Below are 15,264 nucleotides of genomic sequence, written 5' to 3' on the forward strand. Positions count from 1 at the left end.
TTAGTTAAGCCTTTGCTGCTCCTCGGTTTGGCGTTGTGCCTTGTTTTGCAGTTTTTGATTGCCAAAACGGTAACGAAATTGGATACGGAAACTTTGTGTATCGTTATAGCTTACCGTTGCATTATACTGGTTGCCATAGCTGGTGGTTATTTTCTGCCGGCTTCCCCTGTAAATATCAGATAATATAAGTGACAGTTCGGCATTACCTTTCAGCAATGTTTTCCTTACGCCTATATCAAGGCTTGAAACCTGACTGCATAAATATGTTCCCTGTACATAAGGCGACCTGTAATAAAAGTTTACATCTCCAATAAGGCTTTTGTCCCGGTTAAAGGTAAAACGCATATTGGTACTCCCTGTAAAATCGAGGCGCCCGTTAGTATATAAATTTCCACCAACTCCCTGAAAGGTATTTTCAGCGTAGGCAATATTTGCCTGTATCCCTGACTGCCACCATTCAAATATTTCCAGATTAGTATTAAAGTCAAGCCCGAATGAATTATTTTCCCTAATGTTGGTAATTTGCGTTACCAGTGTATTGGTTGCATAATCCTGATAAGAAACCTGCAGGGCAGGATCTTTTTCCAGCCTGTAATAAAAATCAAAATTATATTTATCCTTTAGTGTGTACATCAGGTTGATATTATGAGTAATAGCAGGCTGCAGTTTCGGGTCGCCGGAATTATACGCATAAGGGTCGGTATAAGACCTGAACGGATTCAGCCAGCCATACACAGGCCTTATTATCCTCTTACCATAAGACAGCCCTACCTGGTGGGCCGCAGATGGTTTGTATAATCCATATAGGGTGGGGAAAATTTTAAAATATTCCTGTGTGTTTACTTCTGCAGTTGTTACCGAGTTTCCTTCGAGGCTGGTATATTCTCCACGCAGCCCTGCTTTAATGCTCCATTTTTCATTAAGCTCTTTGTGGTAGCTTACATAACCGGCAAATATATCCTCATCATATAAAAAAGTATTGGTAAGGTTATCATCAGGTACCAGCACCCCTCCTTTATCTGTTATATATTCATATTCATTTTTAGCATCTACTTTGCCATACCGCAACCCAGCTTCAAAAGCAGCGTTTGCCAACTGGCCGGTATAATCTGCCTGTGCAGTAAAAAGGTTAATGCGGCGGCTGTCATCGGTTAAAAAACGGCTAAACCTGTAAGGCTCTTCCCCGGGCAAAGAAAAAACAGAATTTACATTTTGGCTTTCATTAAAGTAATGCTTGGTATAATCAGCAGAGAATACAATGTTTCCTTTGTCTTTAAACTTATGCTCATAAGTACCGTTTATAGTATTGTTTTTTTGTGGATAGTCCCTGTTATTCCTTGTATAGTAAAGCGAATCTAACTGTCCCTGCGCATTATATATATAAGCCGGTGTTTTAAAAACCGCATTGCTTTTAAGGCTGAAAAAGCCATTTGTGCCCACGGTAAATATGTTGAGGCTGTCAGCCATATATTCGGCATTCATGTTATAGCTGTTTTGGGACAAAGCCCTGTATTTTGTTTTCGCATCACTTTTCCATACCGAGGCAAGGTCTCCACTAACATCCCGGTAGCGTGCTTCGTTCTTGTTTTCAGAATAGTAGGTACCGGAACCAAACATATACCCGCCATACACCGAAAATTTATCTGCTTTATAATACTGATTGGTCGAAACAACCCCTTTAGGATACATGGACTGCACATAAGCTCCCGCTACCGAACCTTTATAACCCTGCGGCCCTGTTTTTTTCATCTTAATATTTAGCACAGCGCTTCCCTGCGCCTCATACCTGGCTGGCGGATTGGTTATAACTTCAATAGATTTAATGTTTTCGCCTTCAGTATTTTCAAGAAGGTTTTTAAGTTCAGTGCCGGTAAGGTAAACCTTTTTATCATTAATGGTAACCAGTATACCACTGCTTCCCCTTATAGCTATACCACCGGATGTTACATTCACACCAGGCGTTTTACGTAATATTTCCCAGGCATTTTCAGAGGAAAGCGTAGTATTTTCAACATTAAACTCAAGCCTGTCTATCTTGCGCTTTACAACCGGTTTTTTAGAATTGATAACCACGTCCTCCAGCACTGTAGCCGATTCTTTAAGGATAATATCTGGCAATACAGCGTTTTCTTCCACAGCTATGGGCTGGATGTAATCTGCAAAGCCCAGTGTACTTATTTTTAAAATATAGCTGCCTTTTGCAGTCCCGTTTAAAATAAAATACCCTTTATCATCAGTATAGGCAGTTTTATAAACTGCCGAATCCTGCTGCATTAAAATTACATCGGCAAAAGGTATAGGCCCGCCCTCCTTATCTTTTACATTTCCTGATACATCCTGCCCAAATGCCGTACAGGCAAAACAAAATAAAATAAATACTGCTAACTGTTTCATAATTTGATTGATGATTGATGATGCAAATGTGCTGAAACATAAGCATAGGGTGGGTTAATGACGGGTTAATGATAGGTTAATGCAAATAACCCTTTACTGTACAATTGTACTTTTAGGTTAATGCACGGTTAATAAGGCTGTTATTTTGCATACTGTAAAGGATTTACAATATTTTTGCTGATTATACCGTGGCAGATGAAACAAAAGATTTCTTTACTTATTGCAGGGTGCATACTTACCGTTATAGCACTTGCTTTTATACAGGGGTATTTTATTTATAATACCTACCTGTTGCGCGCAAGAAATGCCGACGGTGCTATTACACAAAAACTGCTTAAACTGGAAACAACAGGAAAGCTCGATTCCATAAATACGGTATGGATGAAAAATACCAGCCTTTTTATAGACCGTTACAAGAAAAATGAAGCAGGTAAAAAAGATTATGTAAAGCTCATAAATAAAATTTCTGATTCACTTTCGGCTATAGTTGAAAAGCATATCAGTAAAAAAGGTATTTATGGCAACTATGATGTAAGCTATGCCAATTATGTAACTTCTATTATAGTACATGACCCTAAAACAGCAAAAAACGATACGCTTTTTAACGGGAAGATGGCCTTATACAGTAATAATGCCCAAGCCGATGAGGAAACCCAGGCATCTCAGTCCACCTGGCGCAGTGATACATCCGAATTTATGCGCGACACAACAAACCAGAAAATATATAATTTTGAAGTAGTATCAAAAAGGTTTTACAGCATACCCAACTGGAAAAAAGAAGTACTGCTGAAAATGTCGGGGCTGCTTATTTTTTCGGTTTTGTTATTCATTTTTGTAGTCCTGCTGTTTTACCTTTCTATAAAAAGCCTTATTACGCAAAAGAAAAATGCCGATATAAAGGCAGACTTTATCAACAACATTACACATGAATTCCAAACGCCACTTGCCGCGCTGGATATTGCCGTAAAAACCTTAACCCGCAAAGAAGGGGAACTGGATGCCCAAAGCTACCGCAACACCCTTGCTATAATAGACAGGCAGAACCAGCGTATGCAAAAACTTTTCAGCCAGGTTACCCAGGCTTCGGTTGCAGCTACAGGAACAGAGGCAGGCAATATAAGGATAGTGGAACATAACGAAGTCGCAGGAACAGTAAACGACTTCAGCCTTTCACATCCGGGTGTGTCCATAAATTGTGTAATTAATGATGGTGCCGTTATAAAAATAGACCCGTTTCATCTCAATACCATATTGCTTAACCTGCTGGATAATGCGGTAAAGTATGGTGCTGACAGCATTATTGTTTCTATTGAAGGTAAAGGGCAGGGCTTTGAACTTTCGGTTAAAGATAATGGTAAGGGCATTGCCGCAAAAGAACAGGCGGCCATATTTGAAAAATTTTACCGGGCCGAAAAAGGAAATATACATAATACCAAAGGATTGGGCTTGGGGCTTTATTACATACAGCAGATAGTTAACGCTTATAAAGGAACGGTAAAAGTGGAAAGCTCAGAAGGTAAGGGTTCGGTATTTACAATTATAATCCCTGCATTATGAAACACATATTGCTGGCAGAAGATGACTTTGATTACGGCTCTATTTTAAAGCAGTACCTGGAAATGTCGGGCTTTAAAGTTACATGGGCAAAAGATGGTGAAGAAGCACTTGACATTTTTGCCGATACCGAAGCAGATATTTGTGTATTGGATGTAATGATGCCCAAAATGGACGGTTTTTCGCTTGCCGAAAAAATAATAGCCAAAAAGCCTGGCATGCCTTTTATATTCCTCACGGCAAAAGGTATGAAGGAAGACAGGATAAAAGGGTTAAAACTTGGTGCAGACGACTATGTTGTAAAACCTTTTGAAGCCGATGAGCTTATTTTAAGGATACAGAATATTATAAAACGCTCGCAGGGATTAAAGCACAATACTACTACTGAAGAAAGTATTATTATCGGCAGTTATACATTCCTGCCGGGCAATTATATATTGCAGCATCCTGTTGCTACACACAGGTTAACCGAAAAGGAATCACAGCTTGTTTATTACCTGTATGCCAACCGGAATAAAGTTATAAAACGCGAAGATATACTAATGGCAGTATGGGGCAGCGATGATTTTTTTTCAGGCCGCAGTATGGATGTATTTATAAGCCGGATACGTAAATATTTTGGTGAGGATACTTCTATTGCGTTAACGGCAATAAGAGGTATAGGTTTGGAGTTCAGTGTATCAGGAAAAGCGTAATTAAACCATCTGACCGCTAAATTTATCACGGTACATTTTGGGTGTCATACCCACAGTCCTTTTAAAAAGTGTCCTGAAGGTTTTAAGGTCATTATACCCCGATTCCAGCATTACCTCCATTATACTTTGCCTTGTATTTTCCAATAAATTTTTTGCAGCTTCAATACGGGTTTTCTGCAGGTATTCTATAGGTGTCATGCCAGTTACCTGCTTAAATCGCCTTGCAAGGTTGCGCCTGCTGGCAGGAATTTCAGTAATAATTTCTTCTATGGTATTTGCTTTACCATAATGTTTTTTAATCTGCTCCTGTGCCTGCCTTACCAACTCATCCCCATGGTTCTCTGCAGGTGCAAAAGTACCGAAATAGGACTGCCTGTTCCTGTCCATATCCACCGAAAATAATTTTGCGGCTTTAACCGCTGTTTTACGGTTGCAGTAAATTTCCAGCAGCAGCATCATTAAATGAAAACTATTGGTAGCGCCACCACTGGTATATATACGGTCTTTTTCGGTTACTACAGCTTCAGTCTGCACCTGCACTTCCGGGAACATTTGCGAAAAGGCAGCCTCTGCATTTATATGGGTGGTAGCCGGCCTGTTATTAAGCAGCCCTGTTGCTGCCAGCAAAAAAGCACCTGTACAATAACTGGCAACTGCTGCCCCGTTATTATATTGTTGTTGCAGCCATGGTATCCATACAAAGTTAAACTGTAAAGCAGCGGCAACGTCCTGCTTAAAGGCCGGGATAAATATCAGGTCGAAATAATCGTCTTTTTGAGGCACCAAAGGCGCATAGCCTGTATAAGAAGAAATATCATGCCCTTCATTATAAAGCAACTCTATTGTAAAAGGCGGCAGTTTACCTTCCTCTACATAAAAGCGGTTGGCAGTTTCAAAAACATCAAGCATGGCGGCCACGCTCAGCAGCCTGTGCTCATGCGTTAATAATATACCCAGTTTCATAAGCAGCCTGTTTTATGTAACCAAATATAATGTTTTTGTCTTAAACACCCCCTTATATTGACCTTTTAGCCAACCCTTATTAAAAACAGTTTGTATTAGCTTTGTTTTAAGCAAGTTAAATATGGAAAACACTATTACAAACAGCAGCAGGATTCAGGGTTTTATAACACTGTATGATTTGCATACCGATTATTTTGTAAATGCCCTTGAGGGCATTAGCGATACTGATGCGCATAAAAGGCATAACACAAAAGCAAACCATGTAGCGTGGCTGGCTGGCAGTGTGGTTCAGCAGCGGTTTGAGCTTGCCAACAGCCTTGATTTTTCAGGTAACAGTAATTATACGCAACCGGCCGATGATTTATTTAAAGATAACAGGGGAATTATAGATGGGGCGGTTTATCCAACTATTGCAGAATATATTGAACAATGGCAGCACATAACGCCTATACTGCGAAAATGTGTTACAGAAGCAGATGATGAAAAGCTGGATACCCTATATGAAATGCCGGGAATGCAATTCAGCTTTTATGATATTATTTCTTTTAATACATACCGCGAAGCCAATTGTATAGGACAAATTGCATTGTGGCGCAGGCTGTTAGGTTATTCTGCAATGAAATATGTGTAAATTTACCTAATAACCTAAAAACAAATTTATTATGAAATCTTTACTTACACCTGTATCATTGCACACTGATTTAGCCACTTTATTAATAAGGCTTTTGTTTGGCGGCATGTTTATTTTTCATGGCTGGCCAAAATTATCCAACTACAGCGGTATGCTGGAAATGTTTGGCGACCCTATTGGTTTAGGCACCAAACTATCACTTATCCTGGTAATATTTGCCGAAGTTTTCTGTGGCATTTTTATCCTAATAGGCTTTGCCACGCGTTTTGCTGTTGTACCTATTTTTATAACCATGCTGGTTGCATTTTTCGTGGCACACGCTAAAGACCCTTTTATGAATAAAATGATACCTTTTATTTACCTGTGGCTTTGCCTTGCCATATTCCTGTTAGGCAGTGGAAGGTATTCGGTAGATAATCTCATTTTTAATAACAGGAACAAACAACAATTATAAACTATAAAAACAAAAATCATGAAATCAATCAACCCTTACCTTAACTTTAATGGTAATACCGAAGAAGTGTTTAACTTTTATAAAAAAGTGCTGGGTGGCGACTTTGCCCATGTAATGCGGTATAAAGATGTTCCAGCCGATGTGCCCATGGATGGATGCATAGACCCGGAAGGTGCAAAGCCTAGAGAAGACCTTTCGGAGAAAATTATGCACATAGCCCTAAGTTATGGTAACAGTGTGCTTATGGGCAGTGATGTGCCACCGCATATGGAAAAGGTAAAAGCAGGCACTAATATTGCACTTAGCATAACTGTAGATAGCAAAGAGGAAGCCGATAGGGTATTTGCAGGCTTATCTGAAGGCGGAGTACAGATAATGCCAATGGCAGACGCTTTTTGGGGAGATTATTTCGGTATGCTGGTAGATAAATTTGGCATACAGTGGATGGTTAGCTTTAGTACACAGGAATATATAAAGTAAACAAGTCGGAAAATACAAGATATACCTGGAGACAACTTAATTACCCTTCCCTGTAATTAATCATTCTTGCTACAATGCTGTACAATTTAGGGAAACGCTGGCGGAATTCAGCAGGCGTTTCAAAAAAATGTTCCAGTATAACGGCAATAAACTCATACTGGTTGGTATAGGCATATTCCCTGAAATAGCCTGCATCAACCAGTTTTTCCCTGTTTAAAGGTTGTTGGAGATAACCCATTAACCTTGCAAACATATCATCATATATTACAGCCGACGAGCCCGGCCTGCGCAGTTTAGTGGAATCTATATGCAATACATGGGCAAATTCATGCAGTCCAAGGTTAAGGTTATCATTATCATACTGCAAACCTTCTGAAAAGTGCTTCCATGAAAACACCACTGCCCCAACACGGGGGTTAAATTCACCTTTGTGATAATCTTCACCATTTGCCGATAAAAATGCATCAGGGTATAAAATTATTACTGAAAAAAGCTTTGATAAAAAGCTTCGCATGCCAAAAGTAAGCATAACAGCCGTTGCTGCTATTTTCACTTTCATTTCTTCAGTTACTATCAAGCCATCCCGCCCTGCAAATTCATAGTGCTTTATAAAAACAGAAACCCGGTGCCTAAAATAATGCTTACGCTTTTCTGACAGTTTCCTATAAAACCGGAATTCATTTTCCAGTATAAAAATATGGCTGGGCTCCAACTGCCTTGATACAGGGTAAAAATGTACATATATCGGCCTGTTGAAAGCCATCATATACACAGGCTCTATCAGGTAATTGAAAATTAAAAAAAGTAGGATATACAAAATAAACATGCTCAGCAATAATGTAAGCACTGCTGTAACTATTTCCATAGGCTTATATCACGGGATGTATTAAAAAGATATTTTACCGCCTACATCCATTTTATTATTCTTTGCAAGAATACCGCACATGTGGAACAGCATCCTTGCGCCTACATTACCGTCCCAGTCATCATTTTCCCCAGGGGCAACTTCAACAAGGTCAAAGCCTATAATTTCTTTTCCGCTTTCGGCAAGCCTGCTGAATAAATAAGCTGCCTGCTCAAACGAAAAGCCTCCGGGCACAGGTGTTCCCGTATTTGGGCAGTACCATGGGTAAAGCCCGTCTATATCAAAACTGATGCAAACCTTTTGAGGCAGTGCCTCAATTATCGCATCACATTGCTGCTTCCATGTCCGTCCTTCAAAACTCTCTGCCTTAAGGTCAGTATCGGTAAAAACTTTTACACGGCTGCCCTGCTCCTTAACCACATCTACTTCCTGCTGGCAGAAATCGCGTATGCCCACCTGCACTATTTTTGATATTTGAGGCAGTTGCAATGCGTTGTACATTATAGAAGCATGAGAATAGGTAAACCCTTCGTAAGCTATACGCAAATCCATGTGTGCATCAAGGTGAAGCAGCCCGAAATTATCATGTTTTGAAGCAAGCGCTTCATAATAACCCAATGGTGTACTGTGGTCGCCACCCAAAAGCACAACCTTTTTACCCTGTTCCATCCAGTCCAGCACCCGCTTCCTTAGCTGATCTTTAAACTCCCCGCATGCAATATTTATAGCATCAAGGTCTGCTTGCAGGGCCGCATCACCTGCTATATCCTTTCCACTTTCCAAGGCTTTAATAACAGGCTGTGCCATAGCTTTAAATTTTGCGCTGTTGGCTGCCCATTCATCAATTTGTGCGTTGGAATCAAAATAAATACCCTGCTTCCATAATTCAGGAAATTCCTGGTGCTGCAAATCTACCTGAAAAGAGGCTTCAAGCACTGCTTCAGGCCCTTCCGAAGCTCCTGCACCATAACTCACAGTTACTTCCCAGGGGGCAGGTACTACAATTATTTCACTCTCCTCTGCCGTAAAAGGCAGCCCGAATATACTTGCATCAGCCAAACCGGGCTGGCTTGGGTCAAAACCTGCTATTTTTTGTTCTTTAGTCATTTTTATATTATTTGTAAACCTGCTGTATCATTACAGGCTTGTTAAAGGGCTACTTTTTATGGGATAAAATACCCTCTTTAAGTATCTGCCCAAATTCATACATATCTTCATAGGAACAGTAAAAAGGAACCGGCGCCAGCCTTATTACATTAGGCTCCCTCCAGTCTGTTATTACACCCTTTTTCATAAGGTAATCAAACAAAGCCCTGCCTTCACCATGCAGGTAAACCGAAAGCTGACAGGCACGTTCCTTCGGCTCGGCAGGTGTAATTACCTCAAATGTACTATCTACCTCTTTATCAATTTCATGTAATATAAACTCAAGGTATGATGTTATGCAGTCGCGCTTTTGTATTAAAGCAGGCATTCCCACTTCATCAAACATTTCAACCGAAGCAAGATACGGTGCCAGTGACAATACCGGAAGATTACTCACCTGCCAGCCGTCAGCACCGCGCACAGGGTCAAAATCAGGCTCCATTAAAAAACGGCGGTCTTTGTTGTGCCCCCACCATCCTGAAAAGCGCGGAAGGTCAAGGTCATTATGGTGCATTTCGTGTACAAAAGCACCCGATGCATTACCCGGCCCCGAATTCATGTACTTGTAACTGCACCATGCTGCAAAATCTACATTCCAGTTGTGCAGCTCCAAATGTATATTACCTGCAGCATGAGCCAAATCCCAACCCACATAGGCCCCGGCTGCCTGCCCTGCCTTTGTAATTTTTTCCATCTCGAAAACCTGGCCTGTATAGTAGTTTACACCACCCATAAGCACAAGGGCCAGCTCATCGCCCACTTCCTTAATTTTATCCAGTACATCTTCAGTACGGATGTTGTGCTCGCCGTCCCTGCGTTTTATTTCCACAATTGCTTCTTTCGGGTCATACCCATGAAAACAAACCTGGCTTTTAAGCATGTACTGGTCGCTTGGGAAAGCTTTTTCCTCACATAATATTTTAAACCTTTTAGGGGTAGGCCTATAAAATGAAACCATCAGCAGGTGAAGGTTTACGGTAAGCGTATTCATAACTGTAATTTCGCTGGGTAAAGCCCCTACTATTTTACTAAGCGGCCCTGCAAAGCGCTCGTGGTAATCCCACCAGGGTTTATCAGCATAAAAATGGCCTTCTACGGCAAGCCTGGCCCAATCGTCCATAACCTCATCAACATAGGCTTTAGTCCTCTTGGGTTGTAGCCCTAAAGAATTACCCGTAAAATAGATTACCTGCCTGCCATTGACATGCGGAAAAATAAATTCGTCCCTGTATTTTGCAAGTTTATCTTTGGCATCAAGCTGCCTGGCAAACTCACGTGTATTTTGAAATTCCATACTGCTCATTTTGTTGGGACGTAAAAATAAACAAATTAAAAAACATGATAAAATGAAAAAATCCTGCTAATAGCAGGATTTTTTTTATAAAAAGTGCATTTATATTATAATATCAGCATAGCATCGCCATAAGTATAAAAGCGGTACTGCTCTTTTACTGCTTCCTCATAAGCCTTTTTCATCAGGTCGTGGCCCATAAAGGCAGAAATCATCATCAGTAAAGTAGATTTTGGCGTATGGAAATTAGTTATCATACAGTCTGCCACGCTAAAGTCATACGGAGGGAAAATAAATTTATTTGTCCACCCCACATAAGGATTAAGTGTTTTTTGCGAAGAAACGGAACTTTCCATGGCACGCATTGTTGTAGTGCCTACTGCACAAACCTTTTTCTTGCCCAGTTTTGCCTTATTTACAATATCACATGCCTGTTGTGTTATAATAAGCTCCTCCGAATCCATTTTATGTTTTGAAAGGTCTTCTACCTCAACTGGATTAAAAGTGCCCAAGCCTACGTGTAATGTTATCTCGGCAAAATCAATACCTTTTATTTCCAGCCTCTTTAAAAGGTGTTTGGAAAAATGCAATCCGGCTGTAGGTGCGGCTACTGCCCCTTCTTCTTTGGCATAAATAGTCTGGTAACGTTCTGCATCTTCCGGTACTACTTCCCTATTAATATATTTAGGTATGGGTGTTTCGCCCAACTCTGTAAGCTTGCTCCTGAATTCCTCATAGGAACCATCATATAAAAAACGAAGCGTCCTTCCACGTGAAGTTGTATTATCAATAACCTCAGCCACTAACGAATCATCATCGCCAAAATACAGTTTATTCCCTATCCTTATCTTTCTGGCAGGATCTACAAGAACATCCCAAAGGCGCTGCTCAGAATTAAGTTCCCTTAAAAGGAAAACTTCAATCCTTGCCCCGGTTTTTTCCTTATTGCCATATAAACGAGCAGGAAAAACCTTGGTATTATTAAGCACCATTACATCTCCCTCATCAAAATAATCCAATACATCCTTAAACAGCTTGTGCTCTATAGTTTTAGTTTTCCTGTCAACTACCATAAGGCGTGCTTCGTCCCTGTTTTCGGCCGGGTATTCAGCAAGTAGTTCTTTTGGCAGGTTGAAGTTAAAATTTGATAATTTCATGTGTTTTTATCTTTAATTTTTAAGCGTAAAAGGTTACGCTAATTAATTGCGTGCAAATATACTATCGTTAAAGAGGCGTTGTCAAGTGTTTTACGATATATTTTGCAACAAGCTTTAAATAAGCACTAACTTACCTGACTAACGGTAAAACCAATTTTTTGCAGGTCATTCCAAAATGCAGGATATGACTTCGAAACTACTCCGGCATCTTTTATTATAACTGTAGTTTTCACAGCCAATGGTGCAAAGGCCATTGCCATACGGTGATCATTATAAGTATTTACCCCTACATTTTTCAAAAGCCCATTTGTACCCGTACTTAAAACAAGGCTGTTATCAGTTATGGTTACCTTAGCCCCAAATTTTTCCATTTCATTTTTTAGAGCCTGGAGCCTGTCGGTTTCTTTTATTCTTAAGGTATGAAGTCCGTTTAAATTGCAGTTGATACCTAAACCAAGACAGGTTACTGCAATTGTTTGTGCCAAATCGGGTGTAGTATTTAAATTAAGGTTAATATTTAAAGGCACATCATTTCTGATTTTCGAAATTGAAATACCCTCATTATCAAAAGTTGTTTCAACTCCAAAATTCTTATAAATATCTTTTAATGCACTATCGCCCTGAATGCTGTCCTCCCGAAAAGATGCAAGGTTTATTACAGTACCAACAGGTGATAATGCCACTATTGAATAATAATATGATGCGGAACTCCAATCACTTTCCACAGTCAGGGTTTGCTGTGGCAGTTGGTTTTGTGGCTTAACTCTAATTGTATTGCCGATAAAACTGTATGATATTCCTGCCCGTGCTAATAGGGAGAGTGTCATCTCAATATAAGGAAGGGATGTAATTTCTCCCTTTAAATTTATTTCAAGCCCGTTTTGCAGTGATGGGGCTATAAGCAGCAATGCTGTGATATACTGGCTGCTGGTATCTGCACTTATATTAACTTTATTTGCGTTAATATACTTGCCCGTAATTTTTAATGGCGGGTATCCTTCTCTTTCAGCATACTGAATGTCAGCACCTATACTTTTAAGGGCATCTACTAAAATACCGATAGGGCGCTCTTTCATTCGCGGTGAACCCGTTAAAAGTACCTTTGATCCTTGCTTAACAGCAAAGTAAGCCGTAAGAAACCGCATAGCTGTGCCTGCATGATGCACATCAATAATATCTTTGGCCCCATTCAATGCATTGCGCATTGCAATACTATCGTCAGAATATGAGGCGTTATTTATAGCTATTCCGGGAAAAAGAGCCTGAAGCAATAACAGCCTGTTAGTTTCACTTTTAGAGCCTGATACTTTTATAAAACTGTTAGCAATCTGCTTATCAAGTGAAACAATACAGTCCATTACTTTAATTTTTCATTATTATGGTGCCTGTCGTGGTCACGTTTAGATTTTAAATCCATCTTCCTGTCAAAAGCCTGCTGAAGGTCAACACCTGTTTGGTTGGCAAGGCAAAGCACCACAAATACCACATCGGCAAGTTCCTCGCCTAAGTCTTTATCTTTATCACTTTCTTTTTCACTCTGCTCCCCATACCGGCGTGCTATTATACGGGCCACTTCACCCACCTCCTCTGTCAGTTGGGCCATATTGGTAAGCTCGTTAAAATAACGTACTCCATGTTTTTTTATCCAGTTATCAACTTCCTGCTGCGCGTTTTTTATATCCATTTTTATACTCTTTTCAGGATAATTTTTTCGTTTTGCTTTTCTATCATTTTTTTCCAGAAATCCTTAATTGTAGCGTAGTATGCGGGAGAAACGTTAGGATAATTAATATTAAAAATTACACTTACCTGAACCTGCTTACCTTTAGCTGCAATATTATAGCTAAAATTACCAATATTTTCTTCCATAGCCAAAGCTATTGGAGTGGGTAAGTGTTCCACAACATAACCTTCGGGTACAGTAAGGTTAATCATATATTTATCCTGCTGCGGTATTGTAAAATCTACAGGGTATTCTCTTACTTCCTGCTTAAAAGGATTTTGTGTACGGGTTAAAAAAAGAAGCGGGTTAATGTATATTTTGTCTCCTATAACATCCGAAACATTATTATTTGTAAAAGAATATTCTTCAGTAATAGGTTTACCAAAATCTTTTACATTTGTGGAAGAGTAGTCCCCAATCTCAAGCCCTTTGTAAGTTTTCTCAAGCCCTTCAATATAACTGTCCTGGCTTGTCCCAGAATTGTTTTCCCTGAATATAAAAGCATTATAATCATAATACTGGTCTCTTAACTTGCCTGAAATTTTACCTTCAGCATCTATATTTGCAGCAATCTGTATAATTTCTTTAGAGTTGATTTTAGGCATAAGGTCAATCTCGGCAGAAGTATTATTTTCCCTTATCATACGTCCTATCCAGTTTAATGCCCGGATTGGTAATATTCCCGGACTGGTATTTTTACTTGTTGCATCAAGTAAAACTGTTTCGCCTGAACTTAATACCACACCAGCCACAACATAATTATAGGCCAATCTGTTAGGGAACAAGGCCACACCATTGGCACGGGTACTAATTAATACCGGATTGGCGTTAAAGCCATCTTTGCGTAACATAGCCGTTAGCATAAGGTTAATTTCGGCAACATTGCCTACCCTGTCATTATATGCTTTCTTTACCCCTTTATCGCAATAGTAGCCAAACTCTTCATTCCAGTTCATGCGCGTCTGTACATAATTAAAAATTGCATTCATACGCTCGGCCGGCGGCACTATACCCTTTAAAACAGCAGCCATGTCCTCTTCAAAGTAAGAGTTCATTCTTAATTCACGGCCAAAATCTTCATGCTCATATATTTTTTTTGAAACAGCTTCCCAGTCAGTTGAAAAATATTCCGGGCTTGAATTGGGAAAATGAGTAGAAGCCAGCTCGTGTTTTAAAATAGCCATGTAATTTTTAATATTATTTACATAGGCCTCATCCTTTAACGCCTTTACATTTTTAACCGAAAAGGTGGTTACAGTCTCATTAAACCTTGAACCTAAACCTGGCCTTGTATAAGGCTCAGACTGATTTATTGTAAGATAACCGCCCATATACCTGTTATAAGCTAGAAAATCAGGTACCGAAATTTCATATTCTATATGGTTAGCCGGTATATCATACTGGAAAGGCCAGTCCCTGAAATAAGAATAATAAGGAGTTTTTATAATATATTTATATTCTATAACACTACCCTCCTTTACATTTGGCATTGTCATTTTTTTCACAGTGTATTCCTCGTTCAACTGTTCCTCAAACTCGCCGTCAGATTTAAGTTTTGTCTTTTCTACTTTACCGCCAACAACATTGTAGGTATAGGCGTCTGTAAAATACACCCTTTGCGTTCTACCGCCCGAGTAATAAACAAGTTCCTCATTGGCATATGCGTACCCCTCTTTTTTATAGATTTTTATTCTTGTTTCTACAGAGGTTACCAATACAGGATAATTATCACTTATCTCAAAAAAGGTTTTGCCCCTTTTAAATAATATTGCCGCAGCTGCAGATGTATCTGCCGGGTGAACCTTTTCTTCCAGTTCTGCTATGCTTACCTTTCCTAACCTGAAATCCTGGGCGGATACTGATATTGTAATAATCAATAGTGCAAAGGCGATCGTAATTTTTTTCATTATT

The 15,264-nt window shown here is 39.6% G+C and carries 14 protein-coding genes; 5 read left to right on the forward strand and 9 right to left on the reverse strand.

The genetic code is table 11. The features are described from left to right. The gene (locus GSF09_RS06615) at positions 1 to 2,394 is read right to left on the reverse strand and encodes an outer membrane beta-barrel family protein (RefSeq protein ID WP_159800154.1); all 2,394 of its coding nucleotides are present in this window, start codon (positions 2,392 to 2,394) and stop codon (positions 1 to 3) included. Between the two features lie 195 nt (positions 2,395 to 2,589). On the opposite strand from GSF09_RS06615, the gene GSF09_RS06620 reads away from it, so the two are divergent. Together GSF09_RS06620 and GSF09_RS06625 are read left to right on the forward strand one after the other, a co-directional pair. Continuing rightward, on the forward strand, positions 2,590 to 3,951 hold the full coding sequence (locus GSF09_RS06620; protein WP_159800155.1) for a sensor histidine kinase KdpD: 1,362 nt from the start codon (positions 2,590 to 2,592) through the stop codon (positions 3,949 to 3,951). Next, positions 3,948 to 4,643, forward strand: a complete 696-nt coding sequence (locus GSF09_RS06625; RefSeq protein ID WP_159800156.1) for a response regulator transcription factor — start codon at positions 3,948 to 3,950, stop codon at positions 4,641 to 4,643. Before GSF09_RS06620 ends, GSF09_RS06625 begins: the two co-directional genes overlap by 4 nt. Here the strand turns inward: GSF09_RS06625 and GSF09_RS06630 are convergent, their stop codons facing one another. Continuing rightward, positions 4,644 to 5,606, reverse strand: a complete 963-nt coding sequence (locus GSF09_RS06630; protein WP_159800157.1) for a GlxA family transcriptional regulator — start codon at positions 5,604 to 5,606, stop codon at positions 4,644 to 4,646. It abuts the gene before it with no gap. 121 nt (positions 5,607 to 5,727) lie between these two features. Between GSF09_RS06630 and GSF09_RS06635 the strand changes: the two genes are divergently transcribed. From GSF09_RS06635 to GSF09_RS06645, 3 genes are read left to right on the forward strand one after another with little or no spacing between them, the layout of a single operon-like run. Beyond that, positions 5,728 to 6,237 (forward strand): DinB family protein, encoded by a 510-nt coding sequence (locus GSF09_RS06635; RefSeq protein WP_159800158.1) that lies wholly within the window; start codon positions 5,728 to 5,730, stop codon positions 6,235 to 6,237. 31 nt (positions 6,238 to 6,268) lie between these two features. After that, positions 6,269 to 6,691 carry a DoxX family protein gene (locus GSF09_RS06640; protein WP_159800159.1) on the forward strand — a complete coding sequence of 141 codons (423 nt, stop codon included), beginning with the start codon at positions 6,269 to 6,271 and terminating at the stop codon, positions 6,689 to 6,691. Positions 6,692 to 6,709: 18 nt separating this feature from the next. Beyond that, positions 6,710 to 7,171, forward strand: coding sequence for a VOC family protein (locus GSF09_RS06645; RefSeq protein ID WP_159800160.1), 462 nt, complete (start codon positions 6,710 to 6,712; stop codon positions 7,169 to 7,171). A 40-nt stretch (positions 7,172 to 7,211) separates the two neighbouring features. On the opposite strand, the gene GSF09_RS06650 is transcribed toward GSF09_RS06645, so the two are convergent. The 7 genes from GSF09_RS06650 to GSF09_RS06680 form a co-directional block, all read right to left on the reverse strand. After that, on the reverse strand, positions 7,212 to 8,036 hold the full coding sequence (locus tag GSF09_RS06650; protein ID WP_159800161.1) for a zinc-dependent peptidase: 825 nt from the start codon (positions 8,034 to 8,036) through the stop codon (positions 7,212 to 7,214). Between the two features lie 21 nt (positions 8,037 to 8,057). Then, complete coding sequence (locus GSF09_RS06655) at positions 8,058 to 9,143, reverse strand: agmatinase family protein (RefSeq protein ID WP_159800162.1); 1,086 nt, start codon at positions 9,141 to 9,143, stop codon at positions 8,058 to 8,060. Positions 9,144 to 9,192: 49 nt separating this feature from the next. After that, on the reverse strand, positions 9,193 to 10,476 hold the full coding sequence (kynU, locus tag GSF09_RS06660; protein ID WP_159800163.1) for a kynureninase: 1,284 nt from the start codon (positions 10,474 to 10,476) through the stop codon (positions 9,193 to 9,195). A 104-nt stretch (positions 10,477 to 10,580) separates the two neighbouring features. After that, on the reverse strand, positions 10,581 to 11,630 hold the full coding sequence (gene queA, locus GSF09_RS06665) for a tRNA preQ1(34) S-adenosylmethionine ribosyltransferase-isomerase QueA (RefSeq protein WP_159800164.1): 1,050 nt from the start codon (positions 11,628 to 11,630) through the stop codon (positions 10,581 to 10,583). Positions 11,631 to 11,755: 125 nt separating this feature from the next. Continuing rightward, positions 11,756 to 12,988, reverse strand: a complete 1,233-nt coding sequence (locus GSF09_RS06670) for a 3-phosphoshikimate 1-carboxyvinyltransferase (protein WP_159800165.1) — start codon at positions 12,986 to 12,988, stop codon at positions 11,756 to 11,758. Continuing rightward, complete coding sequence (locus GSF09_RS06675) at positions 12,988 to 13,314, reverse strand: nucleotide pyrophosphohydrolase (RefSeq protein WP_159800166.1); 327 nt, start codon at positions 13,312 to 13,314, stop codon at positions 12,988 to 12,990. Before GSF09_RS06675 ends, GSF09_RS06670 begins: the two co-directional genes overlap by 1 nt. A gap of 2 nt (positions 13,315 to 13,316) precedes the next feature. Continuing rightward, positions 13,317 to 15,260 carry a DUF3857 domain-containing protein gene (locus GSF09_RS06680; protein WP_159800167.1) on the reverse strand — a complete coding sequence of 648 codons (1,944 nt, stop codon included), beginning with the start codon at positions 15,258 to 15,260 and terminating at the stop codon, positions 13,317 to 13,319. Between the last annotated feature and the right edge of the window lie 4 nt (positions 15,261 to 15,264).

The sequence above is a fragment of the Flavobacterium sp. MK4S-17 genome (assembly GCF_009848495.1).
In the GTDB taxonomy this organism is placed as follows: Bacteria; Bacteroidota; Bacteroidia; order Flavobacteriales; family Flavobacteriaceae; genus Flavobacterium.

Bases quoted from the DNA above. Each gene is read 5' to 3' on its own strand.
- GSF09_RS06650 (WP_159800161.1), bottom strand. From the start codon at position 8,036: ATGGAAATAGTTACAGCAGTGCTTACATTATTGCTGAGCATGTTTATT.
- GSF09_RS06675 (WP_159800166.1), bottom strand. From the start codon at position 13,314: ATGGATATAAAAAACGCGCAGCAGGAAGTTGATAACTGGATAAAAAAA.
- GSF09_RS06640 (WP_159800159.1), top strand. From the start codon at position 6,269: ATGAAATCTTTACTTACACCTGTATCATTGCACACTGATTTAGCCACT.
- GSF09_RS06630 (WP_159800157.1), bottom strand. From the start codon at position 5,606: ATGAAACTGGGTATATTATTAACGCATGAGCACAGGCTGCTGAGCGTG.
- GSF09_RS06615 (WP_159800154.1), bottom strand. From the start codon at position 2,394: ATGAAACAGTTAGCAGTATTTATTTTATTTTGTTTTGCCTGTACGGCA.
- GSF09_RS06620 (WP_159800155.1), top strand. From the start codon at position 2,590: ATGAAACAAAAGATTTCTTTACTTATTGCAGGGTGCATACTTACCGTT.
- kynU (WP_159800163.1), bottom strand. From the start codon at position 10,476: ATGGAATTTCAAAATACACGTGAGTTTGCCAGGCAGCTTGATGCCAAA.
- GSF09_RS06625 (WP_159800156.1), top strand. From the start codon at position 3,948: ATGAAACACATATTGCTGGCAGAAGATGACTTTGATTACGGCTCTATT.
- GSF09_RS06655 (WP_159800162.1), bottom strand. From the start codon at position 9,143: ATGACTAAAGAACAAAAAATAGCAGGTTTTGACCCAAGCCAGCCCGGT.
- GSF09_RS06635 (WP_159800158.1), top strand. From the start codon at position 5,728: ATGGAAAACACTATTACAAACAGCAGCAGGATTCAGGGTTTTATAACA.
- GSF09_RS06670 (WP_159800165.1), bottom strand. From the start codon at position 12,988: ATGGACTGTATTGTTTCACTTGATAAGCAGATTGCTAACAGTTTTATA.
- queA (WP_159800164.1), bottom strand. From the start codon at position 11,630: ATGAAATTATCAAATTTTAACTTCAACCTGCCAAAAGAACTACTTGCT.
- GSF09_RS06680 (WP_159800167.1), bottom strand. From the start codon at position 15,260: ATGAAAAAAATTACGATCGCCTTTGCACTATTGATTATTACAATATCA.
- GSF09_RS06645 (WP_159800160.1), top strand. From the start codon at position 6,710: ATGAAATCAATCAACCCTTACCTTAACTTTAATGGTAATACCGAAGAA.